The following is an 18,298-nucleotide window of genomic DNA, read 5'->3' on the forward strand; positions in this document are numbered from 1 at the left end:
AAAATATCTGGTTTTTTTTTCTTAATCGCGCTGAACTTTGGTTGTTAATTTGGTAGAATCCCCGCCTAATTTTTCTCCATGATGTAGGAACCATGGCCAAAAACGTTGTCGTACTCGGAACCCAATGGGGTGACGAAGGAAAAGGTAAAATCGTTGATTTATTAACTGACAAAGCCAGCTATGTGGTGCGCTATCAAGGCGGCCATAACGCAGGTCATACCTTAGTAATTGACGGTGAAAAAACGGTATTGCATTTGATCCCATCAGGCATTTTGCGCTCCAACGTAAAATGTGTGATCGGTAACGGTGTAGTGTTATCCCCTGAAGCTTTATTAAAAGAGATGGCGATGCTGGAGCAAAAAGGTGTTCCGGTAAAAGAGCGTCTGTTGTTGAGCGAAGCTTGTCCGTTAATCCTGCCTTTCCATGTGGCTTTGGATAAAGCGCGCGAAGTAGCCCGTGGCGATAAGCCAATCGGTACTACAGGTCGTGGTATTGGCCCTGCCTATGAAGACAAAGTAGCGCGCCGTGGTCTGCGTGTAGGTGATTTGTTTAATCCTGAATTGTTTGCTGAGAAGCTGAAAGTTCTGATGGATTTGCACAACTTCACTTTAACTCAGTACTACAAAGTGGATGCGATTGATTTCCAAACGACTTTAGACAGTGCTTTAGCCATAGCTGAAGTGTTAAAGCCTATGGTTGTAGATGTGACCGATTTACTGGATAAAGCCCGTAAAGCTGGTAAAGAAATCATGTTTGAAGGTGCCCAAGGTACTTTATTAGACATTGACCACGGTACTTACCCTTATGTGACTTCGTCTAACACTACTGCTGGTGGCGTTGCTACTGGTGCTGGTTTTGGCCCACGTTACTTAGACTATGTGTTAGGTATTGTGAAAGCTTATACCACCCGCGTAGGCTCAGGCCCGTTCCCAACAGAACTGGACTGCGAAGTGGGTGAACACTTAGGTGTGAAAGGCCATGAATTTGGCGCAACCACTGGCCGTAAGCGCCGTTGCGGTTGGTTTGATGCTGTTGCAGTGAAACGTGCTGTGCAGTTAAACAGTATCTCTGGATTCTGCTTAACTAAACTCGACGTATTAGATGGCTTAAGTGTGGTCAAAATTTGTATTGGCTACAAAGCGGCTGACGGTTCTATCACTGACGTGCCGCCAATGGCAGCTGAAGGGTACGAGATCGTTACTCCGGTCTTTGAAGAAATGCCGGGCTGGACCCAAAGCACTTTTGGCGTACAGAAGCTGGAAGACCTGCCAGTAGAAGCTCGCAACTACATCACTCGTCTGGAACAGATCACTGGTGTACCTATTGATATTATTTCAACAGGCCCGGATCGTATTCAGACCATCACGCTGCGTCATCCTTTTGCCGTTTAATCCGCGGTAAGTAGAAAAAACGCTGCCATGTGCAGCGTTTTTTTTATCCTCGTCGTACTTACTGCCGCAGCGTTGTTGACTTCACGTCCTAGCCCCAGTCACATAGTGAACTATGCTCCTGAGGACTAGAACTCTTGTCGCCTAGCTGCAACAGCAATTACTTAGAGGATAGATATGTCGTACTTGCAGCCGCAGCGTTGATGACTATTTTGTTCTGCGAACTAAACGGGATATGCTGGTGTCAGAACACTGTCTTTTGCGATGGCCTGATTTTTGTATGTTTTTTATCTATCCGTGTATAAATATCGATGGCCTGGGGTAATTATGAAGTTTTGTTTTTTAGTCTTAAGTTCAGTTCTGGTGCTGCTTAACTTGCCTGTCATAGCGCAGGAAGTGGCGGTAGTGCAGTTGTATACTCAGGACGAACTGCTGGATTTAATTAAACAAAATGTGCATTTGCAGCGGGTGCAAAAAGACGAATGTCAGCTGGTGAATGATATTCAAGCCAGAGCTGATGTGATGAAAGTTCCGGCCTACCAGTTTTTATATGGTGATATGCTGGCCTTTGGCGTTTGTGTAAAAAAAGATGTCGAACGCGGCTGGGATTTAATGCAACAAGCTGCATCTCAGGGCTTACCTGAAGCGCTGGAGCAAGTCGGGCGTTATTATCATACCGGCCGTTTTGTTCAGCGGGACAACAGCAAAGCTGTGGTCTATCTGCGGGAAGCTGCCGGTTTAGGCAATTTAAAAGCGCAGATACGTTTTGCTCAAATGCTGCTCAAAGGCGACGCCAGTCCTTTGGATATGGAAGATTGTTACCGTTGGCTGCATCACTCTGTGATCGCCGACACCAAAACGCACCAAGAGGTGCAACAGCTGTTAGCTCAGCTGGCGAATAAAATGCCGGGTGCTGCGCTAACGAGGGCCAAAAGGCCATTGTAGTGAAAAATTCACCTGCGACTGCTACACTGCAGGCTGAATTAGTGAAAAAGAGAAAACATGACGGTCAAAGATCCGCATCTTGCGCGTGAGCAAGAAAAATATGAAAACCCTATCCCTAGTCGGGAATTTATCCTCGAACACTTAAAGCAGCGGCAACAACCTGCCTACTTTGAAGAGTTGGCCGCTGAATTAAAGCTGACAGACGATGAGGCGATGTTTGCGCTGAAAAAACGTCTGCGTGCTATGGAACGTGACGGCCAGTTGCTGTTTAACAAAAGCAAACGTTATGGTCTGGTCGACGACCTGGATTTAGTTAAAGGTACTGTGTTAGGACACCGCGATGGTTTTGGCTTCTTAAAGCTGGAACAAGGTGGTCCGGACTGGTTTATTCCTAACTTTGAAATGAAACGTCTGCTGCACGGCGACGTGGTGCTGGCATCGAAAAGCGATTTTGCCAGCCGCGACAAAGTAGAAGCCCGCATAGTCCGCATTTTAGAACCTCGTAATGAACCTATAGTAGGCCGTTATTTTAAAGATTTTGCTCTAGGTGTGGTGGTACCAGACGATCCACGTCTGAGCCAGGACATTGTGATACCACCAGGTGAAGAAGGCGCAGCGCGTCATGGTCAGGTGGTGTTGGTTGAAATCAGCCAACGTCCAAGCAAAAGAGTAAACGCCGTAGGTAAAGTGATTGAAGTGCTGGGCGAACATATGGCGCCTGGTATGGAAATCGAAATCGCTATTCGTAACCATCAGATCCCTCACGAGTTTTCCAAAGCTGTTGAACAGCAAGTGGCAGGTTATGGCACTGAAGTGCCGGAAGAAGCCAAAGCTGGCCGCGTTGATTTAACGCAATTGGGTTTGATTACTATAGATGGCGAAGATGCCCGTGACTTTGATGACGCAGTGTATTGTGAACGCAAAGCCGATGGTGGCTGGCATTTATGGGTCGCTATAGCGGATGTCAGTGCTTATGTGCTGCCAGACACTCCGCTGGACAAAGAAGCGCTGGACCGTGGTAACTCGGTGTATTTCCCGGACCATGTAGTGCCTATGCTGCCTGAAGTGTTATCCAACGGTTTATGTTCATTGAATCCACACACTGACCGGCTGTGTTTTGTTGCTGAAATGCATATCAGTAAACAAGGCAAACTGGATGGTTATCAGTTCTATGAAGCCGTGATGCACTCCAGTGCACGTCTGACTTACAACAAGGTTCACGCCATATTAGAAGGTGATCCGAAGTTACGTCAGCAATACGAAGCCAACTTAACCAATATCGATAACCTGTATTCGCTGTATAAACAAATGGCGAAAGTGCGGGCCGAGCGGGGGGCTATTGAATTTGAAACGGTCGAAACCCGTTTTATCTTTAACAGCCATCGTAAAATTGAACAGATAGTGCCAATTCACCGCAACGAAGCGCATAAGATCATTGAAGAATGTATGATTTTAGCCAACGTGTCGGCCGCTAAGCTGATTGAAAAACATGAGGCTTTTGCCTTGTTCCGTGTGCATGAGCGCCCGGATGGCGATCGTTTTGCCAACTTCAGACGTTTCCTGGCTGAATTAGGTATTGAAGCTAATCTGCCTGTGGAACCAACACCTTTGGATCTGATGCTGACTTTGCAAAAACTGCAGGACAGACCGGATAAAGAGCTGATTGAAACCACGATGCTGCGCTCAATGAAGCAGGCTGTGTATCAGGGCGATAACCTGGGGCATTTTGGTCTGGCGTTAGAAGCTTATGCACACTTTACCTCGCCTATTCGTCGTTACCCGGATCTGGTATTGCACCGTGCTATTAAAGCCATTTTGCAAACTCAAGGTCAGAAAGTCACCGGGCCTAAAGGTTACACTGAAAAACAAATTCATCCTTTGGGTGAACAATGTTCAATGACGGAACGCCGTGCTGACGATGCAACCCGTGAAGTCGCAGATTGGCTGAAGTGTGAGTATATGCAGGATCACATTGGCGACAGCTTCAAAGGTGTGGTGTCGACCGTCACTAACTTTGGTTTGTTTGTACGGATCACAGATCTTTACATCGAAGGTTTAGTGCATGTCACTTCGCTTCAGAATGACTACTACCATTTTGATACTGAGCGTCAGGTGCTTCGTGGTGAGCATAGCAATGTGCAATACCGTATGGGCGACCTGATTGAAGTCAAAGTGCTGGCGGTGAACCTGGAAGCACGCAAAATTGATTTAGGCATAGTGGGCATGGAAAAACGCACGACGTCCAATCGTAAAATCAGTGCCAGCAAAAAGGCCGCTATGACACCAGCGGAAGAAAAAGCCTCGATGCGCAAAAAAGGTGCCCGTAAAGCCGGTATTGAGCAGACAGCTCCAGCTAAAGCGGGCAAGAAACCAGCGGGTAAAAAGCCTACAGCGAAAAAACCAGCAGGTAGCAAGCCAGCGGCTAAAAGTCCGGCAGCGAAAAGCCCTGCGGGTCCGCGGCCAGGTAAAGCACCGCGTAAGCGTAAGTAGCTAAGTAACAACAGCAAGACGCTGGTGTTTTTGCTACACTAGCCGATAGTTAAACTGAGCCCGGTGTTACCGGGCTCGGTCATTTTTAAAGAGGTTGCGATGAGCGCAGATTTTGTATTTGGTATTCATGCGGTAAGTGCGTTATTTGAACGTGCGCCGGAAGATGTTCTTGAACTTTTTATCTTAAAAGACAAAGACGATCAGCGTTTACAGCCGTTGCTGAAATTCGCCCGTGATTTTGGCGTGTCAGTGCAGTACTGCAACCGTCGTGCTTTAGACGAAAAGGTCAATGGTGCGCAGCATCAGGGCGTGGTGGCTAAAGCCCGTGCTCAGCAATCAGGCAATGAGCAGGATTTAGCCCGTATTGTCGCTGAACAATCCAGTCCTTTTATTCTGATTTTAGATGGCATTACCGACCCACATAACTTAGGTGCTATTTTACGTAGTGCCGATGCTGCCGGTGTGCATGCAGTGGTGGCAGCTAAAGACAGGTCAGTCAAAGTCACTCCTGTGGTGCGTAAAGTGGCTTGTGGTGCCGCAGAAGTCGTGCCTTTCATCACTGTGACTAACTTAGCCCGTACTATTCGTGAATTAAAAGACGCTGGTATTTGGGTGGTAGGCGCTGCAGGTGAAACTGAAACGACAATTTATCAAACCAAACTGAATGGCCCTCTGGCCATAGCCATGGGCGCTGAAGGGGATGGTTTACGTCGTCTGACCCGCGAATTGTGTGACTCGCTGATGAAAATCCCTATGTTTGGTTCGGTCTCGAGCTTAAACGTATCGGTCGCGACCGGTATCTGCTTATTTGAAGCTGTGCGTCAGCGCCAGTAATCTGTTGGGGGGCAGACCTTGCAGATTGCCCCCCAACTTTTAACCCCGACTTAAAAGGGCCGGATCCAATAACTTTTCTAACTCTGCTCTGCTATAACTGGTTTGCTCCAATGCCACATCAATCACAGGCCGCTTTTCTTTGTAAGCCTGTTTGGCAATATCCGCCGCTTTTAAATACCCAATCAATGGATTCAAAGCCGTCACCAGAATAGGGTTACGCGACAACGCCTCGTTTATTTTGTCTTCCTGCACCGTAAATCCCGCTATGGCTTTTTCACCTAAAACAGAACTTGCTGAACTTAACAGCTCCAGACTTTGTAAGATGTTATGGGCTATCACAGGCAACATCACATTCAGCTCAAAGTTGCCCGACTGACCAGCCACTGTAATGGTGGCATCGTTGCCTATCACCTGGGCCGCCACCATGGCTACAGCCTCTGGGATCACCGGATTGACTTTACCGGGCATAATGGAAGAGCCGGGTTGCAACGCAGGCAGAGCTATTTCACCTAAACCCGCCAGTGGGCCAGAGTTCATCCAACGTAAGTCATTGGCTATTTTCATTAAAGCTACAGCCAGCACTTTAGTGGCACCTGATAAAGCTACAATAGCGTCTTGCGAGCCTAAACTGAAAAAGAAATTAGAGCTGGGTCTGAAGTCTAAACCTGTCTGGTTACTTAACTTCTGACAAAACAGAGCGGCAAAATCCGGATGGGCGTTCACACCAGTACCCACTGCTGTGCCGCCCTGAGCTAGCGCTAATACTTGTTGCTGGGCAAACTCCAGTTGCTGCCGTGCATGGGCAATTTGGGCTTGCCAGCCGGATAACACCTGAGCAAAAGTCACAGGCATCGCATCCATTAAATGAGTACGGCCAGTTTTGACGATATGCCCAACCTCTTGAGCTTTAGTCGCTATCACAGCTTCAAGCCTGACCAGCGTCTCAATCAACTGATGATTGGCAACAGCTGCACTTAAATGAATGGCGGTTGGAATGACATCATTGCTGCTTTGGCCCAGATTAATATGATCGTTAGGGCTAATAGCCAGGCCTGAACTTTTACTGGCTAAAGTGGCCAGTACTTCATTCACATTCATATTGGTGCTGGTGCCAGATCCTGTCTGAAACAGGTCGATAGGGTAGTGCGCCATATCCAGTTCAAGCAGTTGCTGCTCTGCAGCAGTATTGATCGCCGAAGCAATTTCTGGCTGCAGTAACTTCAGCTCAAGATTGGCGGCAGCTGCAGCTTGTTTCACTCTAAGCACAGCTTTAATAAAAGCCGGAGGCATAGTCAAAGTGCTTATTTGAAAGTTATCCAAAGCGCGCTGCGTTTGCGCCTGATACAAGGCTTCGGCTGGTAGTTGTACTTCACCCATACTGTCGCGTTCAGTTCTGAAACCCATGCCTAATTCCCGCTTATTTCCTGACCATTGAGAAATGTTATGGGGCCGCTTCAGATAAAAAGCAATATTCAGGTTGAATTGACACTCTAGCCTAATAAAAATCTGTATTGCTGCTTGTTTTAACAGCAAGAAACCCCTAGAATACCGCCCCTTCGGCCATCCAGAACGTTCCTTGCCTCTATGCGAGTCTGGCCGAGCTCACCCGAGGCTAACTAACCGTAAGGAGCTACAATGCGTCATTACGAAATCGTGTTTATGGTTCACCCAGATCAAAGTGAACAAGTTCCAGGAATGATCGAGCGTTACACTGGCGCGATCAAAGAAGCTGGTGGTTCAATTCACCGCTTAGAAGACTGGGGCCGTCGTCAATTAGCTTATCCAATCGAAAAGCTGCACAAAGCTCACTATGTTCTGATGAACGTAGAAGCGCCACAGGCAGTAATTGACGAGCTGGAAACTAACTTCCGCTTCAACGACGCTGTATTGCGTAACCTGATCATGCGCACTAACACTGCAGTGACTGAGCCATCACCAATGGCTAAGGTACGTGAAGAACGTCGTGACCGTGCTCCTCGTGATTCAGATGAGCTGGTAGCAAACGACGAGTAATTTGCAGATGGACAATAGCCTGGTCGTGACTGGCACTATTTGCCGTCAGGTCGACCACAGCGAAAGTCCGGCCGGTATTCCTCACAGTTATTTAGTGATTGAGCACCAATCGGTGCAGCAGGAAGCCGGTTTTAACCGTCAGGCTTATGTCAGGCTACAAGTAGTCTGTGCCGGAGCCGGGTTAGCGCAACAAACTCACAATTTGAAACTGGGAAACAAAGTTCGGGTGTCAGGTTTTTTAAACCGTCATCTGAGCCGCAGCGGTCAGTCTAAACTGGTGTTGCATGCCCAACAGATTGAAATATTAAGTTAGGAGAAATTTCATGGCTCGTTATTTCCGTCGCCGTAAATTCTGCCGTTTCTCTGCAGAAGGCGTGATTGAGATCGATTACAAAGATACAGCTACGTTAAAAAATTATGTCACTGAAAGTGGCAAAATTGTCCCAAGCCGTATCACTGGTACCAGCGCTAAGTATCAACGTCAATTAGCTCGCGCTATCAAACGCGCCCGCTACCTGGCCTTGTTACCATACAGCGATTCACACAGCTAAGCAGCGACTGGTTAAACCGTATACAGAGAGGGTATTACAATGGAAATTATTCTGTTGGACAAAGTCGCTAACCTGGGTGGTTTAGGCGACAACGTAACTGTTAAATCTGGTTATGCTCGTAACTTCTTATTCCCACAAGGAAAAGCAGTTCCAGCGACCAAAGCTAACATCGAAAAATTCGAACAGCGTCGCGCTGAGTTAGAAGCCAAACTGGCTGAAACTTTAGCTGCTTCTCAAGCTCGTGCTGAGAAGATCGCTGCTCTGGCTGAAGTGACTTTAGCTTCTAAAGCGGGTGACGAAGGCAAGTTGTTCGGTTCAGTGGGTACACGTGATATTGCTGATGCTATCACTGCTGCAGGTGTTGCAGTAGCGAAAGCTGAAGTGAAGTTACCTAACGGTACTATCCGTGAAACTGGCGAATTCAACATCGCACTGCAGTTACACGCAGAAGTAACAGCTACTATCAAAGTAGTAGTGGTTGCTGAGGCTTAATCAGCCTTTTGGGCACACAGTTTTGTGTGCCCAATCCCTTCCCGCTTTTATCCTGTTTTTACGTTAAAAATATTCTGCGTTACTGATTTTTCCAAACCCTCAACCATGCTTTAATGGTAGGCTATCGCTCCCTGACAGGCGCTATCAGCCTGTGACCTAATTTCTAGAACTTCTGGTGTTATGGACAATAAGCAAAGAGATAAACAAGTCGCTGCGGTAAAAATGCCGCCACATTCCATTGAAGCAGAGCAATCCGTCTTAGGCGGTTTAATGCTGGACAATGATGCCTGGGATAAAGTCTCAGAAAAAGTGGTTGAGCAGGACTTCTATTTACGTTCACACCGCTTTATATTTTCTGCCATGTCTCGTGTCGCCGAAGCTAACCAGCCGATCGACTTAATCACAGTCTCTGAGGATTTAGAGCGTAATCAGCAACTAGCAGACGTCGGTGGTTTCGCGTATTTAGGCGAGATTGCCAAAAACACCCCTAGTGCAGCCAATATTCTGGCCTATGCCGAGATAGTGCGTGAGCGCGCCGTAGTGCGGGATATGATTGCAGTGGCGCATGATATTGCCGATGCAGGTTATGACCCACAAGGCCGCAACAGTGCTGAGCTATTAGATTTTGCTGAAACTAAAGTATTTAAAATCGCTGAGCAGCGCGCCAACTCGAATGAAGGCCCTGAGCCTATCAACAGCATTCTGTCGAAAACCATAGATAAAATAGACGAGCTGTTCCGTAACCCAAGCGCTGGTGGTTTAACTGGTGTCTCTACGGGGTATATGGATCTGGATAAAATGACCAACGGTATGCAGCCGTCCGATCTGATCATCGTAGCGGCTCGTCCTTCTATGGGTAAAACCACTTTTGCGATGAACCTGTGCGAACACGCCGCTATCACCAGCGACAAGCCTGTGCTTATTTTCAGCTTAGAGATGCCGTCCGAACAAATTATGATGAGGATGCTGGCGTCTTTAGGCCGTATTGACCAAACCAAAGTGCGGACAGGCCAGCTGGATGACGAAGATTGGGCGCGTTTATCCTCCGCCATCGAACTTCTGAACAGCAAAGGCAAAATGTATATCGATGACGCTTCAGGCTTAACACCGACTGAAGTGCGTTCCCGTGCCCGTCGGGTGGCCCGTGAGCATGGTGGCCTGAGCATGATCATGGTCGACTACCTGCAGCTGATGACAGTGCCTGGCTTATCGGAAAACCGGACTTTAGAAATCGCCGAAATTTCGCGTTCACTCAAAGCCTTAGCCAAAGAGTTAAAAGTGCCTGTAGTGGCCTTATCGCAGCTTAACCGTAGTTTGGAACAACGAGCCGACAAACGCCCTGTGAACTCCGACTTAAGGGAATCTGGTTCTATTGAGCAGGATGCCGACTTAATTATGTTTATCTACCGTGATGAGGTGTATCACGACGATAGCCCGGATAAAGGCACGGCTGAGGTTATTATAGGTAAACAGCGTAACGGCCCTATAGGTCGTATTCGCCTGACCTTCCATGGCCGCTATTCACGTTTTGACAACTATGCCGGAACAGCACGTTTTGAGGACGAGTATTAATGAGTCGTCGTCCACAGGCCCGTATTGATTTAGCGGCCTTATTGCATAATTTAAAACAAGTCCGTGCTGCAGCTCCGAGCAGCAAAGTACTGGCGGTACTCAAAGCCAACGCCTATGGTCATGGTTTACTGAAAGTGGCCGAACAGCTCAAAGACGCCAGTGCTTTTGGTGTGGCCCGCATCGATGAAGCCTTGATGCTGCGCGCTGGTGGCATCGTCAAACCTATAGTGCTGCTGGAAGGTTTTTTCCATGCGGACGAATTGCCACAAGTGGTTGCCAGTAACTTACAGGTGGTGGTGCATCATCCAAGTCAGGTTGACGCTTTGCTGGCGGCAGAGCTCGATGCGCCTATCCATGTCTGGCTAAAAATGGACAGCGGTATGCACCGTTTAGGTTTATTGCCGGAGCAGTTTCTGCAGGCCTATCAGCAGTTGTGTCAAAGTGCTAATGTGATCCAGCCTATGCGGTTGATGACGCATTTTGCCAGCGCTGATGAGCTGGCGGTTGATAGCACCCAACAGCAGATCGATCTCTTTATGAACACTGTTGAAGGTTTGGCTGGTGAGCTTTGTTTGGCCAATTCTGCAGGCACTTTGGCTTGGCCACAAAGCCATGGCCATTGGATCCGGCCTGGTTTAGCTTTATACGGTGTTTCGCCGATGGAGCTGGGCAGAGCAGAGCACCATCAGTTAAAAGCCGTGATGAGCTTTAGCAGCAGCGTGATTGCAGTGCGTGACGTGAAGCAAGGCGACAAAGTGGGTTATGGTGGTACCTGGACAGCGCCCGCTGATACCCGTTTAGCTGTGGTGGCAGTCGGTTATGGTGATGGTTATCCAAGAGCAGCCAGCAATGGCTGCCCTGTGCTGATTAAAGGTGAGCGGTATCCAATAGTGGGTCGTGTTTCTATGGATATGACCACAGTCGATATTGGCAAGGCTGATGTACAGATTGGTGACGAAGTGCTGTTATGGGGAGCGGATTTACCAGTAGAGGAAATTGCTGAACGTGTACAGACTATTCCTTACGAGTTGCTCTGTAATATCACCAGCAGAGTCGAATTTCGGTATCTGGAATGAAATTGGGGTCAGATCACATTATTAGTCTGGCCAATAATGTGATCTGACCCCTTAATTATTCGTCGAAGCTGACTTCAATAAACACTTTGCCGAAGTCTGAATCAAAAGGCATCAGAATTTTCGCACCAGTCGTCTTGTGGGTAATAGTGTGGCCTTTACCTGACACAACAACAGGAGTCGCCATACTGAATTCATGGCCTTTTTCGCCGAGAATACGTTTCGCCCCACCAGTCACCATGTTGGTGATTTCGCCAACCATGTCCGTAACTTCTTCGTTAATACTGTCAGGTTTTTCACCCAACATTCTGGACATGATTTCCAGCGCCAAAGATTCTTCAAACGTGACTGAGAACGACCCTTTTGTGGTTGGGCCTATCATACCAATCAAACCTGATACTTCACCGCGAGCCTGTTCATCTTTCTTTAATCGTGGCTGTCCGGGCACAATTTTTGTATTGGCCATGGTACCTAACACGTTGACTAACGAAGAGAGAAACGGATTTACATACTCAACATTCATTTAATTAGCCTGTTCGAAGTCTGGACCTGATTGCGTTGCCAACTTCAAGATTAGGTGGCTCTGCTTTATAACACAAGTCTAGCTTATTGTTTTGGTATGAATTTTTCTAAATTATTTACAATTTTATGCTGTTCTAGTCACTAAAATAGCCAGTGTGACCAGAAGGCGTCAAGCGGATTCAGTCGTTTGACGCTTTTTTCAGACAATTTTGGCAACTGCCGTGAGCTTCCACAGTTTGCCTTTGAATTAAAAAGCCTTTTTCAGAGGCTAATTTTACAAGTTCCTGTTGTAACGGAGATGAATGTAATTCCTCTACATGACCACATTGATCGCAGATCAACAGCTGAGCAGGATGATGTTGCTCAAAGTGATGACAGAGTAAAAATGCGTTGGTCGATTCAATTTTATGAATAAACCCCTGCTCAGTCAGAAAGTCCAATGCCCGATAAATAGTGGCTGGTTTAGCCGCTGGTTCACTGGCTTTTAACTGTTCCAGTAATTCATATGCACCAATACCACCGTGAGTATCCGCCAATAAGCGGAATACTTTTTCTCGTATGGTAGTAAAACGCGCGCCATTCACATCACAAATATGGCGTGCTCTGGTGACCAAAGATTCAATCGACATAACTCAGCCCACTCTCGTAGCAATAGCGGCAGTTTATCACAGAAGTTTGTTCACTCCAGCTTTTGAGTTGGGATTTCCTGATACAAAACAGAAGTTAAGTCATATATGTACCAGAGCCTCTTTTTTATTCTTTGTCTCTTCGTTTTATCAAGGGCGTCGGAGAGTCTCACTTCGTAGCTAGCTGTTTTTAGAGGAGCGCAAGGCAATAAGCGCATAGATTTATAAAGACGTTATCTGCGGCTGACCTATTCTTTGTGCCTTTAAAAGGTTGAAAAGTAATCTAACAGTGATTTTTTGTATTAATTTGTTTGTTTAAGTGTAAAAGTTTGTATATATTGTCGCCGTTTTCTTAGGCTGTATGGTCTGTTGTATCAGTCTAAGTGAAAACACAAATGGCAAACTGTTCCGAAAGGTCAGGACGCAAAGCCGCTGGTCTACTTACTTCTTTGATGAAGTATATGATGGCAGTGGTTGCATGTACTCACTCAGCTTCCTCTGATTTAAAGTATCTGGTCCTCCTTCTTTATAGTTATAAGTTTCTTTGCAGAATCTTTGCCCTTCTTGCCAACAGCCCTAAGTTGTTGTGGTTATTTTATAGCCTTTGAGTGCAGTCCTCAGTTGTACTCAGGTTTTTTGTTTGTATGGAGTTTTTCAATGTTGAAAAGGAAGTTAGCCCTCGGCGTGATCTGTGGTTTCACTTTTTCTGGACTGGTTGCATGTGGTGGCGGTGGAGGCTCGTCTGAACCTGCATCACAGGGTAATTCAACTACTCCGGCCCCAGCTCCAGTTCCTACACCCGAGCCTTCGGCTGCCAATACAGTCAAGTTTTCCGCAGGCACTTATGTGCGTGAGAATCAGGGCACTATTTCCGAAGCTGTTGTTGTCGACGATACTATGTATTACGTCAGCTTTGAGACTGACGGCACCATGTGGTCTCGTGTCGACAAAGTGAAAGACTATGTTGTCGCTGATAAGATTGTTGATGCTCCGGCTGTCTATCAACTCGCGGATCAAACTATGGTTAATTCAGGACAGTTTGATGCAACGCTTACTATCAATAGCGATAAAGTGATTAGCTCAATGACAGGTTTGGCTTTGTCTATGGGTAACAGTTTCTTTCTCAATGGCAATAGATTTAACCCAGTTGAAAATACTACAGATCTTAGCAAGTTGAATGGTCAATGGATTAGCTCCGATTTTCGAAGTGTCCAAATTGACGGCAACACCACACTCAGTGCTGTTGATGCAAACAACTGTCAAATCAGTGGCATTTTAAGTGCGAAGTCCAATGGTGTGTTTGCAGCAACCTTAACTTATAGCAGCTGCGACAAAGCGGGCAGCTACGAAGGTGTCTTATGGTCATACAACTTTAATGATGTGACTTACCTGAAGTGGTTTGGTTTAGACAACGGTAACAAGGCTGTAAGCGCTTCGTTAGATACTGTTGCATCTGAGCAGGAACAACTGGCTTTGTCCGGTAAGTTAAATACGGCCTTTTATGCCAACACTACGGGCAAAATCTTATTTACCAAAAGCAACAAAGTCTATTATTCAGGCGGTAACAATGGTGGAAAATACTTTTTTGAGTATCAGACACCTGTCGATGTCACTACCTTGAACGCGGCAGGTCAAGGTATTACCTGGCCAGTCAAAACTGCTGTGAAGGCTTCATTAAAACTGATGGTGCCGAAATTGACGGGCCAGGCTGTGGAAGGTGAGATCACGTACGACACGGACATGTCTGAATCTTTTTTCAATCTGCAACCTGTGCCAAAGCAATCTTTATTAAGCTCAGTGACGGGGAATTGGGGTGAGTTGAGTATCGCTGATAATGGTAGTTTAAGTGGTAAGTTATTGGATTGTACTGTAGTGAGCGGTACTGTATCCGGCTACGAAAACTCTATCGCTGACATTGCACTAGAGTTAACCTCTTGTGATGGGGCTGGTTCATATTCAGGTGTCGTTACCGCCCAGGATTTGGAAAAAGACCGTTTAATGTTGTTTGTCCATCTAAATAATAACACTGATGTTTCAGTTGGAATCATTAGTGGTGGTTTAGATCGTACTAACTAATGGTTGGCCAGACAGAGTCGCTTTGCGCTCTGTCTGCTATTTATCTGACTCGCCTCGCTGTTTTAAGTCTCTGAATCGAAGACGAAAATTTGCGAGGCGAAAACTAGCTTAAACCTTCTTTTTCATTTGTATTTTTCGTCGTTAATTTATGGTTAATTAATTCTTTGCTATCCTACGCCAAAGCAACTAATATGCCGCGCCCCTGACTTCGTCTTGTAACTAAAGAGTAACAAATGATTACAGTCAACTTTGAGCATAAGCATAAACTAATGAGTAACTTTGCATGTTAGAACAGCACTCCATGAATCCAGAAGTTATTCCAAAAATTATTCATTATGTTTGGGTAGGTACTGCCCCGAAAACAGAACTGGCTTTACGTTGTATTGCCAGCTGGAAGAAGTTTTTACCAGATTACGAAATTATCGAATGGAATAATGAGCGTTTCGCTGCTTTAAATAATCGTTATGCTCAAGAGGCTTTCGCAGCGAAAAAATGGGCTTTTGTGTCAGATTTCCTGCGTCTTTATGCGCTCCGGGAAATGGGCGGATTTTATTTTGATACCGACTTAGAGTTAACTGCAGATCTGCAGCCATTTCGTCATCACGGATTTGTCATTGGTTTTGAGAATTTTAAAGGACGTGTAGCGCCACTCTCAGCAATGATTGGGGCAGCCCCCCGTCATGCGGTCGTTGAAAAGTTGCTAAGCGCTTATGACAGCAAATCTTTTTACAAAGCAGATGGTTCTGAAGATTTAACACCGAATACCGGGTTGTTCAGTGATATATTTGCCCAAAGTTTTAGTTTGAGTAAACCCTACGCGAGTGACCAGATCCATCAATTAACCGAAGATGCTTTCATTTATCCTAGTCATTACTTCTGCACACCTGAACCGGGTAAAGAAAACTTCAGTATTCACCACTTCAATGGTTCTTGGTTTGAGGAATACAGCCGGAAATTGCTGGTTTATCTGGCAGGGTATCAGTTACTGCGCTTGAAGCGTAATAAAGTCCGTAGCGGTGAGCTACCGTTAAAACAAGGCGAGAGAAAAATAGCTTTGCTGGAGCTAAGTTCGCGTTATAGCTTGTTATTGCTAAAATCTCAGCCCTGATCACCACAAACTCCGCTTTACGCTGAAATGCCGGGCTGTCTGGTGTATACTCGCGCGATTTTTCTACACTCTGTATTTAGAGCCGAAGAAAACAGCAGATTAACCAGATGGCAGCCGTTTTATGATAAGTTCGACTAATTCCCCCTCAAAGCCTGTGATTATGGATCACCGTTTCTCCATTGCCCCTATGCTGGACTGGACTGATAGGCATTGCCGTTATTTCCACAGATTATTGTCACAGCACGCTGTGCTCTATACCGAAATGGTCACTACAGGCGCTATCATTTATGGTCAGGGCGATTATCTGGCCTTTAATGAAGAAGAACATCCTGTGGTTGTGCAGCTGGGCGGCTCTGATCCAAAGGATATGGCACACAGTGCTAAGCTTTGCCAGGAGCGGGGTTACGACGCTATCAATATCAACGTAGGTTGTCCGTCGGACAGAGTGCAAAACGGTATGTTTGGTGCTTGTCTTATGGCCAAACCTGAATTAGTTGCGGCCTGTATCAACGAAATGCGCTCTGTAGTGGATATTCCTGTCACAGTAAAAAGTCGTATCGGTATTGATGATCACGACAGCTATCAGTTTTTAGTAGACTTTGTTGGCACTATAGCCGAGTCTGGCTGCAACCAGTTTATTGTGCATGCGCGTAAAGCCTGGTTAAGTGGTTTAAGCCCCAAAGAGAACCGCGAAATTCCGCCTCTGGATTATGAAAGAGTCTATCAGCTGAAAAAAGATTTCCCGCAGTTAGATATCTCCATCAATGGTGGTGTGAAAACGCTGGCTGACTGTTTAACCCATTTGCAGCACGTAGATGGGGTTATGGTTGGACGTGAAGCCTATGCTAACCCTTTGATATTGGCACAAATTGATGCAGCTATTTATAACAACCCACGCGTGGTGCCCACGCCGCATCAGGTGGTTGAGCTGATGTTGCCTTATATTGAACGCCAGATGGCACAAGGCGCACGCTTCTGGCATATAGCACGGCATATGCTTGGGTTGTTTCAGGGGGTACCTGGTGCCCGCTTATGGCGCCGGCATTTAAGTGAAATAGGCCACTTACCGACCAGTGGTCCACAAGTGATGCTGGATGCACTGAAAAAGGTGCCGCAGCTTTAATTTCGAAAACAAAAAAGTGGTGAATTTCACCACTTTTTTGTTTTTAATCTTTGTGTATTTTTTTGATTATTCTTTTTATTTTATTTAATTCATTAAATATCAGTGATTTAGTAAATTTTTTCAGTATGGCATGCACCTTGAAATAGACATAGTGAACTTCACTACTCATTAAGGAGTACGACCATGAAAACACTTGCTACATTAGTCCTTGTTACCACTGCAGCTTTTGCTGTGACTCCAGCAGCGCAAGCCAATGAACTGAGCTTACCTTCAGTCAATACACAAGCCGTTAGTGTGTTAGCTGCCGAATTGATGAGCCAGCAAATGGCTGAGTTAAAAGTTGCTATTCTGGAGCAAAGCCAAAAAGCTCTGGCCGAACTAGCAACCACTTTAGCGACCACCACTGAAACTGAAAAAGAGACTGTAATTGCAGTAGCTAAGGTGGACTAGGGATGCTGAGTTTAACATTAGGGTTGTTGGGTTTATTTTTATTACCCGTAGTTAGTGTTGGCCTGGTGTCTGTGATCTGGCATTGGTTATTACCGCCTTTCGATATTCCTTCTTCAACCCGGTTTTAAGTAGTACCGGGTTTTGCTTTTTTACGTCCTCTCCTGCTTTCCTGTTTGTATCTGTCGATCCCTTTAGATCTACCAATTTTCAAACTTGTCTGAAGTGTCATCCTGCTGTATTTGCATGCCTGAGTTTAGTCTCAATAGGCTGTTTTTAAATCAGCTAAAAAATGGTCAAAAATACTACTTTCGTGTTTTGAATGAAATTTGAGCTATAAAGGTTTTGTTGTTTTTATTTGATTAAGTTCATTAAAAACAATGGTTTAAAATTTATTTTCAAATTGGCACAACAGCTGCAATGTATAGATATCAACAGATGAACTGATGATGAATTAAACCACTAACTAAGGTTGAGGAGAGTCAAAATGGAAATAGCAGCACTGATGGTTGTATTAGCTTGGTTCGGTATTGTTGCAAGCTGGGCAGCTGACGAAGTCTAAATAGCAAAGCGTTGGTGAGTACCAGCAAAAGCACAAATAAAGGTTAGGAGAGTCAAAATGGAAATAGTAGCACTGATGGTTGTATTAGCATGGTTTGGCATAGTAGGTAGCTGGGCCGTAGACGAAATCTGAACGGATTAATCCGGTGAAGGAGGAACAGGACATGTCACTGATTATCATCAACATTGTCGTGGTCTGGGCTTTAGCTGGTTTGCTGTGGATGCTGGATAAAGCGGTAATTAACAAAGTTGGGGAGTAACGTGATGAGAAACGACAAAAACGCCTGGTTTGTAAACAAGGCAAAACGCAAAATTTCTGGTGTATGTGCAGGTTTTGCCGCCTATTATGATCAGCCGATTTGGGTTATTCGCGCACTTGTAGTGGTCATGGCATTCTGCTTTCCGGTCGCAGTTTTGGTTGCTTATATAGCCGCCGCTTTGATACTGCCAGAACGTTGGGTGTACTGATATGAGTTT

Annotated in this window: 19 protein-coding genes and 1 riboswitch; of the genes, 16 read left to right on the forward strand and 3 right to left on the reverse strand. The window is 45.9% G+C overall.

Going from position 1 to position 18,298, the window contains the following annotated elements; all coding sequences use genetic code 11:
* Positions 1 to 92: 92 nt before the first annotated feature.
* The 4 genes from WH43_RS06905 to rlmB all read left to right on the forward strand — a co-directional run bounded on the left by WH43_RS06905 (position 93) and on the right by rlmB (position 5,657).
* Positions 93 to 1,391, forward strand: coding sequence for an adenylosuccinate synthase (locus WH43_RS06905; protein ID WP_053423897.1), 1,299 nt, complete (start codon positions 93 to 95; stop codon positions 1,389 to 1,391).
* Between the two features lie 324 nt (positions 1,392 to 1,715).
* Entirely contained in the window at positions 1,716 to 2,333 is a 618-nt protein-coding gene (locus tag WH43_RS06910; protein ID WP_053423898.1) for a tetratricopeptide repeat protein, read from the forward strand.
* A gap of 57 nt (positions 2,334 to 2,390) precedes the next feature.
* Positions 2,391 to 4,823, forward strand: coding sequence for a ribonuclease R (rnr, locus tag WH43_RS06915; protein WP_053423899.1), 2,433 nt, complete (start codon positions 2,391 to 2,393; stop codon positions 4,821 to 4,823).
* Between the two features lie 99 nt (positions 4,824 to 4,922).
* Positions 4,923 to 5,657, forward strand: a complete 735-nt coding sequence (gene rlmB, locus WH43_RS06920) for a 23S rRNA (guanosine(2251)-2'-O)-methyltransferase RlmB (RefSeq protein ID WP_053423900.1) — start codon at positions 4,923 to 4,925, stop codon at positions 5,655 to 5,657.
* A 39-nt stretch (positions 5,658 to 5,696) separates the two neighbouring features.
* On the opposite strand, the gene WH43_RS06925 is transcribed toward rlmB, so the two are convergent.
* The gene (locus tag WH43_RS06925) at positions 5,697 to 7,061 is read right to left on the reverse strand and encodes a class II fumarate hydratase (protein WP_053423901.1); all 1,365 of its coding nucleotides are present in this window, start codon (positions 7,059 to 7,061) and stop codon (positions 5,697 to 5,699) included.
* A gap of 231 nt (positions 7,062 to 7,292) precedes the next feature.
* On the opposite strand from WH43_RS06925, the gene rpsF reads away from it, so the two are divergent.
* The 6 genes from rpsF (at position 7,293) to alr (ending at position 11,361) form a co-directional block, all read left to right on the forward strand.
* Entirely contained in the window at positions 7,293 to 7,670 is a 378-nt protein-coding gene (gene rpsF, locus WH43_RS06930) for a 30S ribosomal protein S6 (protein WP_046520104.1), read from the forward strand.
* Positions 7,671 to 7,677: 7 nt separating this feature from the next.
* Positions 7,678 to 7,983 carry a primosomal replication protein N gene (priB, locus tag WH43_RS06935; RefSeq protein WP_053423902.1) on the forward strand — a complete coding sequence of 102 codons (306 nt, stop codon included), beginning with the start codon at positions 7,678 to 7,680 and terminating at the stop codon, positions 7,981 to 7,983.
* Between the two features lie 10 nt (positions 7,984 to 7,993).
* Positions 7,994 to 8,221, forward strand: a complete 228-nt coding sequence (rpsR, locus tag WH43_RS06940; protein WP_008899548.1) for a 30S ribosomal protein S18 — start codon at positions 7,994 to 7,996, stop codon at positions 8,219 to 8,221.
* Positions 8,222 to 8,260: 39 nt separating this feature from the next.
* Positions 8,261 to 8,713 carry a 50S ribosomal protein L9 gene (gene rplI, locus WH43_RS06945; protein WP_053423903.1) on the forward strand — a complete coding sequence of 151 codons (453 nt, stop codon included), beginning with the start codon at positions 8,261 to 8,263 and terminating at the stop codon, positions 8,711 to 8,713.
* Between the two features lie 180 nt (positions 8,714 to 8,893).
* On the forward strand, positions 8,894 to 10,285 hold the full coding sequence (gene dnaB, locus WH43_RS06950) for a replicative DNA helicase (RefSeq protein ID WP_053423904.1): 1,392 nt from the start codon (positions 8,894 to 8,896) through the stop codon (positions 10,283 to 10,285).
* Positions 10,285 to 11,361, forward strand: a complete 1,077-nt coding sequence (gene alr, locus WH43_RS06955) for an alanine racemase (protein WP_053423905.1) — start codon at positions 10,285 to 10,287, stop codon at positions 11,359 to 11,361. Before dnaB ends, alr begins: the two co-directional genes overlap by 1 nt.
* Before the next feature lie 55 nt (positions 11,362 to 11,416).
* On the opposite strand, the gene WH43_RS06960 is transcribed toward alr, so the two are convergent.
* Positions 11,417 to 11,881: a chemotaxis protein CheX gene (locus WH43_RS06960; RefSeq protein ID WP_053423906.1), complete on the reverse strand. Its 465-nt coding sequence runs from the start codon at positions 11,879 to 11,881 to the stop codon at positions 11,417 to 11,419.
* A gap of 178 nt (positions 11,882 to 12,059) precedes the next feature.
* Entirely contained in the window at positions 12,060 to 12,509 is a 450-nt protein-coding gene (locus tag WH43_RS06965; RefSeq protein WP_053423907.1) for a transcriptional repressor, read from the reverse strand.
* A gap of 384 nt (positions 12,510 to 12,893) precedes the next feature.
* A riboswitch (cyclic di-GMP riboswitch) is annotated at positions 12,894 to 12,988 on the forward strand.
* 175 nt (positions 12,989 to 13,163) lie between these two features.
* Between WH43_RS06965 and WH43_RS06970 the strand changes: the two genes are divergently transcribed.
* The 6 genes from WH43_RS06970 to WH43_RS06990 all read left to right on the forward strand — a co-directional run bounded on the left by WH43_RS06970 (position 13,164) and on the right by WH43_RS06990 (position 18,289).
* Positions 13,164 to 14,582 carry a hypothetical protein gene (locus WH43_RS06970; protein ID WP_053423908.1) on the forward strand — a complete coding sequence of 473 codons (1,419 nt, stop codon included), beginning with the start codon at positions 13,164 to 13,166 and terminating at the stop codon, positions 14,580 to 14,582.
* A 283-nt stretch (positions 14,583 to 14,865) separates the two neighbouring features.
* Positions 14,866 to 15,690: a glycosyltransferase family 32 protein gene (locus tag WH43_RS06975; protein WP_053423909.1), complete on the forward strand. Its 825-nt coding sequence runs from the start codon at positions 14,866 to 14,868 to the stop codon at positions 15,688 to 15,690.
* Positions 15,691 to 15,811: 121 nt separating this feature from the next.
* Positions 15,812 to 16,813, forward strand: coding sequence for a tRNA dihydrouridine(20/20a) synthase DusA (gene dusA, locus WH43_RS06980; RefSeq protein WP_082335709.1), 1,002 nt, complete (start codon positions 15,812 to 15,814; stop codon positions 16,811 to 16,813).
* Positions 16,814 to 16,996: 183 nt separating this feature from the next.
* Positions 16,997 to 17,263, forward strand: a complete 267-nt coding sequence (locus WH43_RS06985) for a hypothetical protein (RefSeq protein WP_053423911.1) — start codon at positions 16,997 to 16,999, stop codon at positions 17,261 to 17,263.
* Positions 17,264 to 17,265: 2 nt separating this feature from the next.
* Positions 17,266 to 17,391: a hypothetical protein gene (locus WH43_RS20425; protein WP_260394360.1), complete on the forward strand. Its 126-nt coding sequence runs from the start codon at positions 17,266 to 17,268 to the stop codon at positions 17,389 to 17,391.
* A 694-nt stretch (positions 17,392 to 18,085) separates the two neighbouring features.
* The gene (locus WH43_RS06990; RefSeq protein ID WP_053423912.1) at positions 18,086 to 18,289 is read left to right on the forward strand and encodes a PspC domain-containing protein; all 204 of its coding nucleotides are present in this window, start codon (positions 18,086 to 18,088) and stop codon (positions 18,287 to 18,289) included.
* The last annotated feature ends 9 nt before the right edge of the window (positions 18,290 to 18,298 follow it).

The sequence above is a fragment of the Rheinheimera sp. KL1 genome, assembly GCF_001275035.1.
GTDB lineage: Bacteria > Pseudomonadota > Gammaproteobacteria > Enterobacterales > Alteromonadaceae > Pararheinheimera > Pararheinheimera tangshanensis.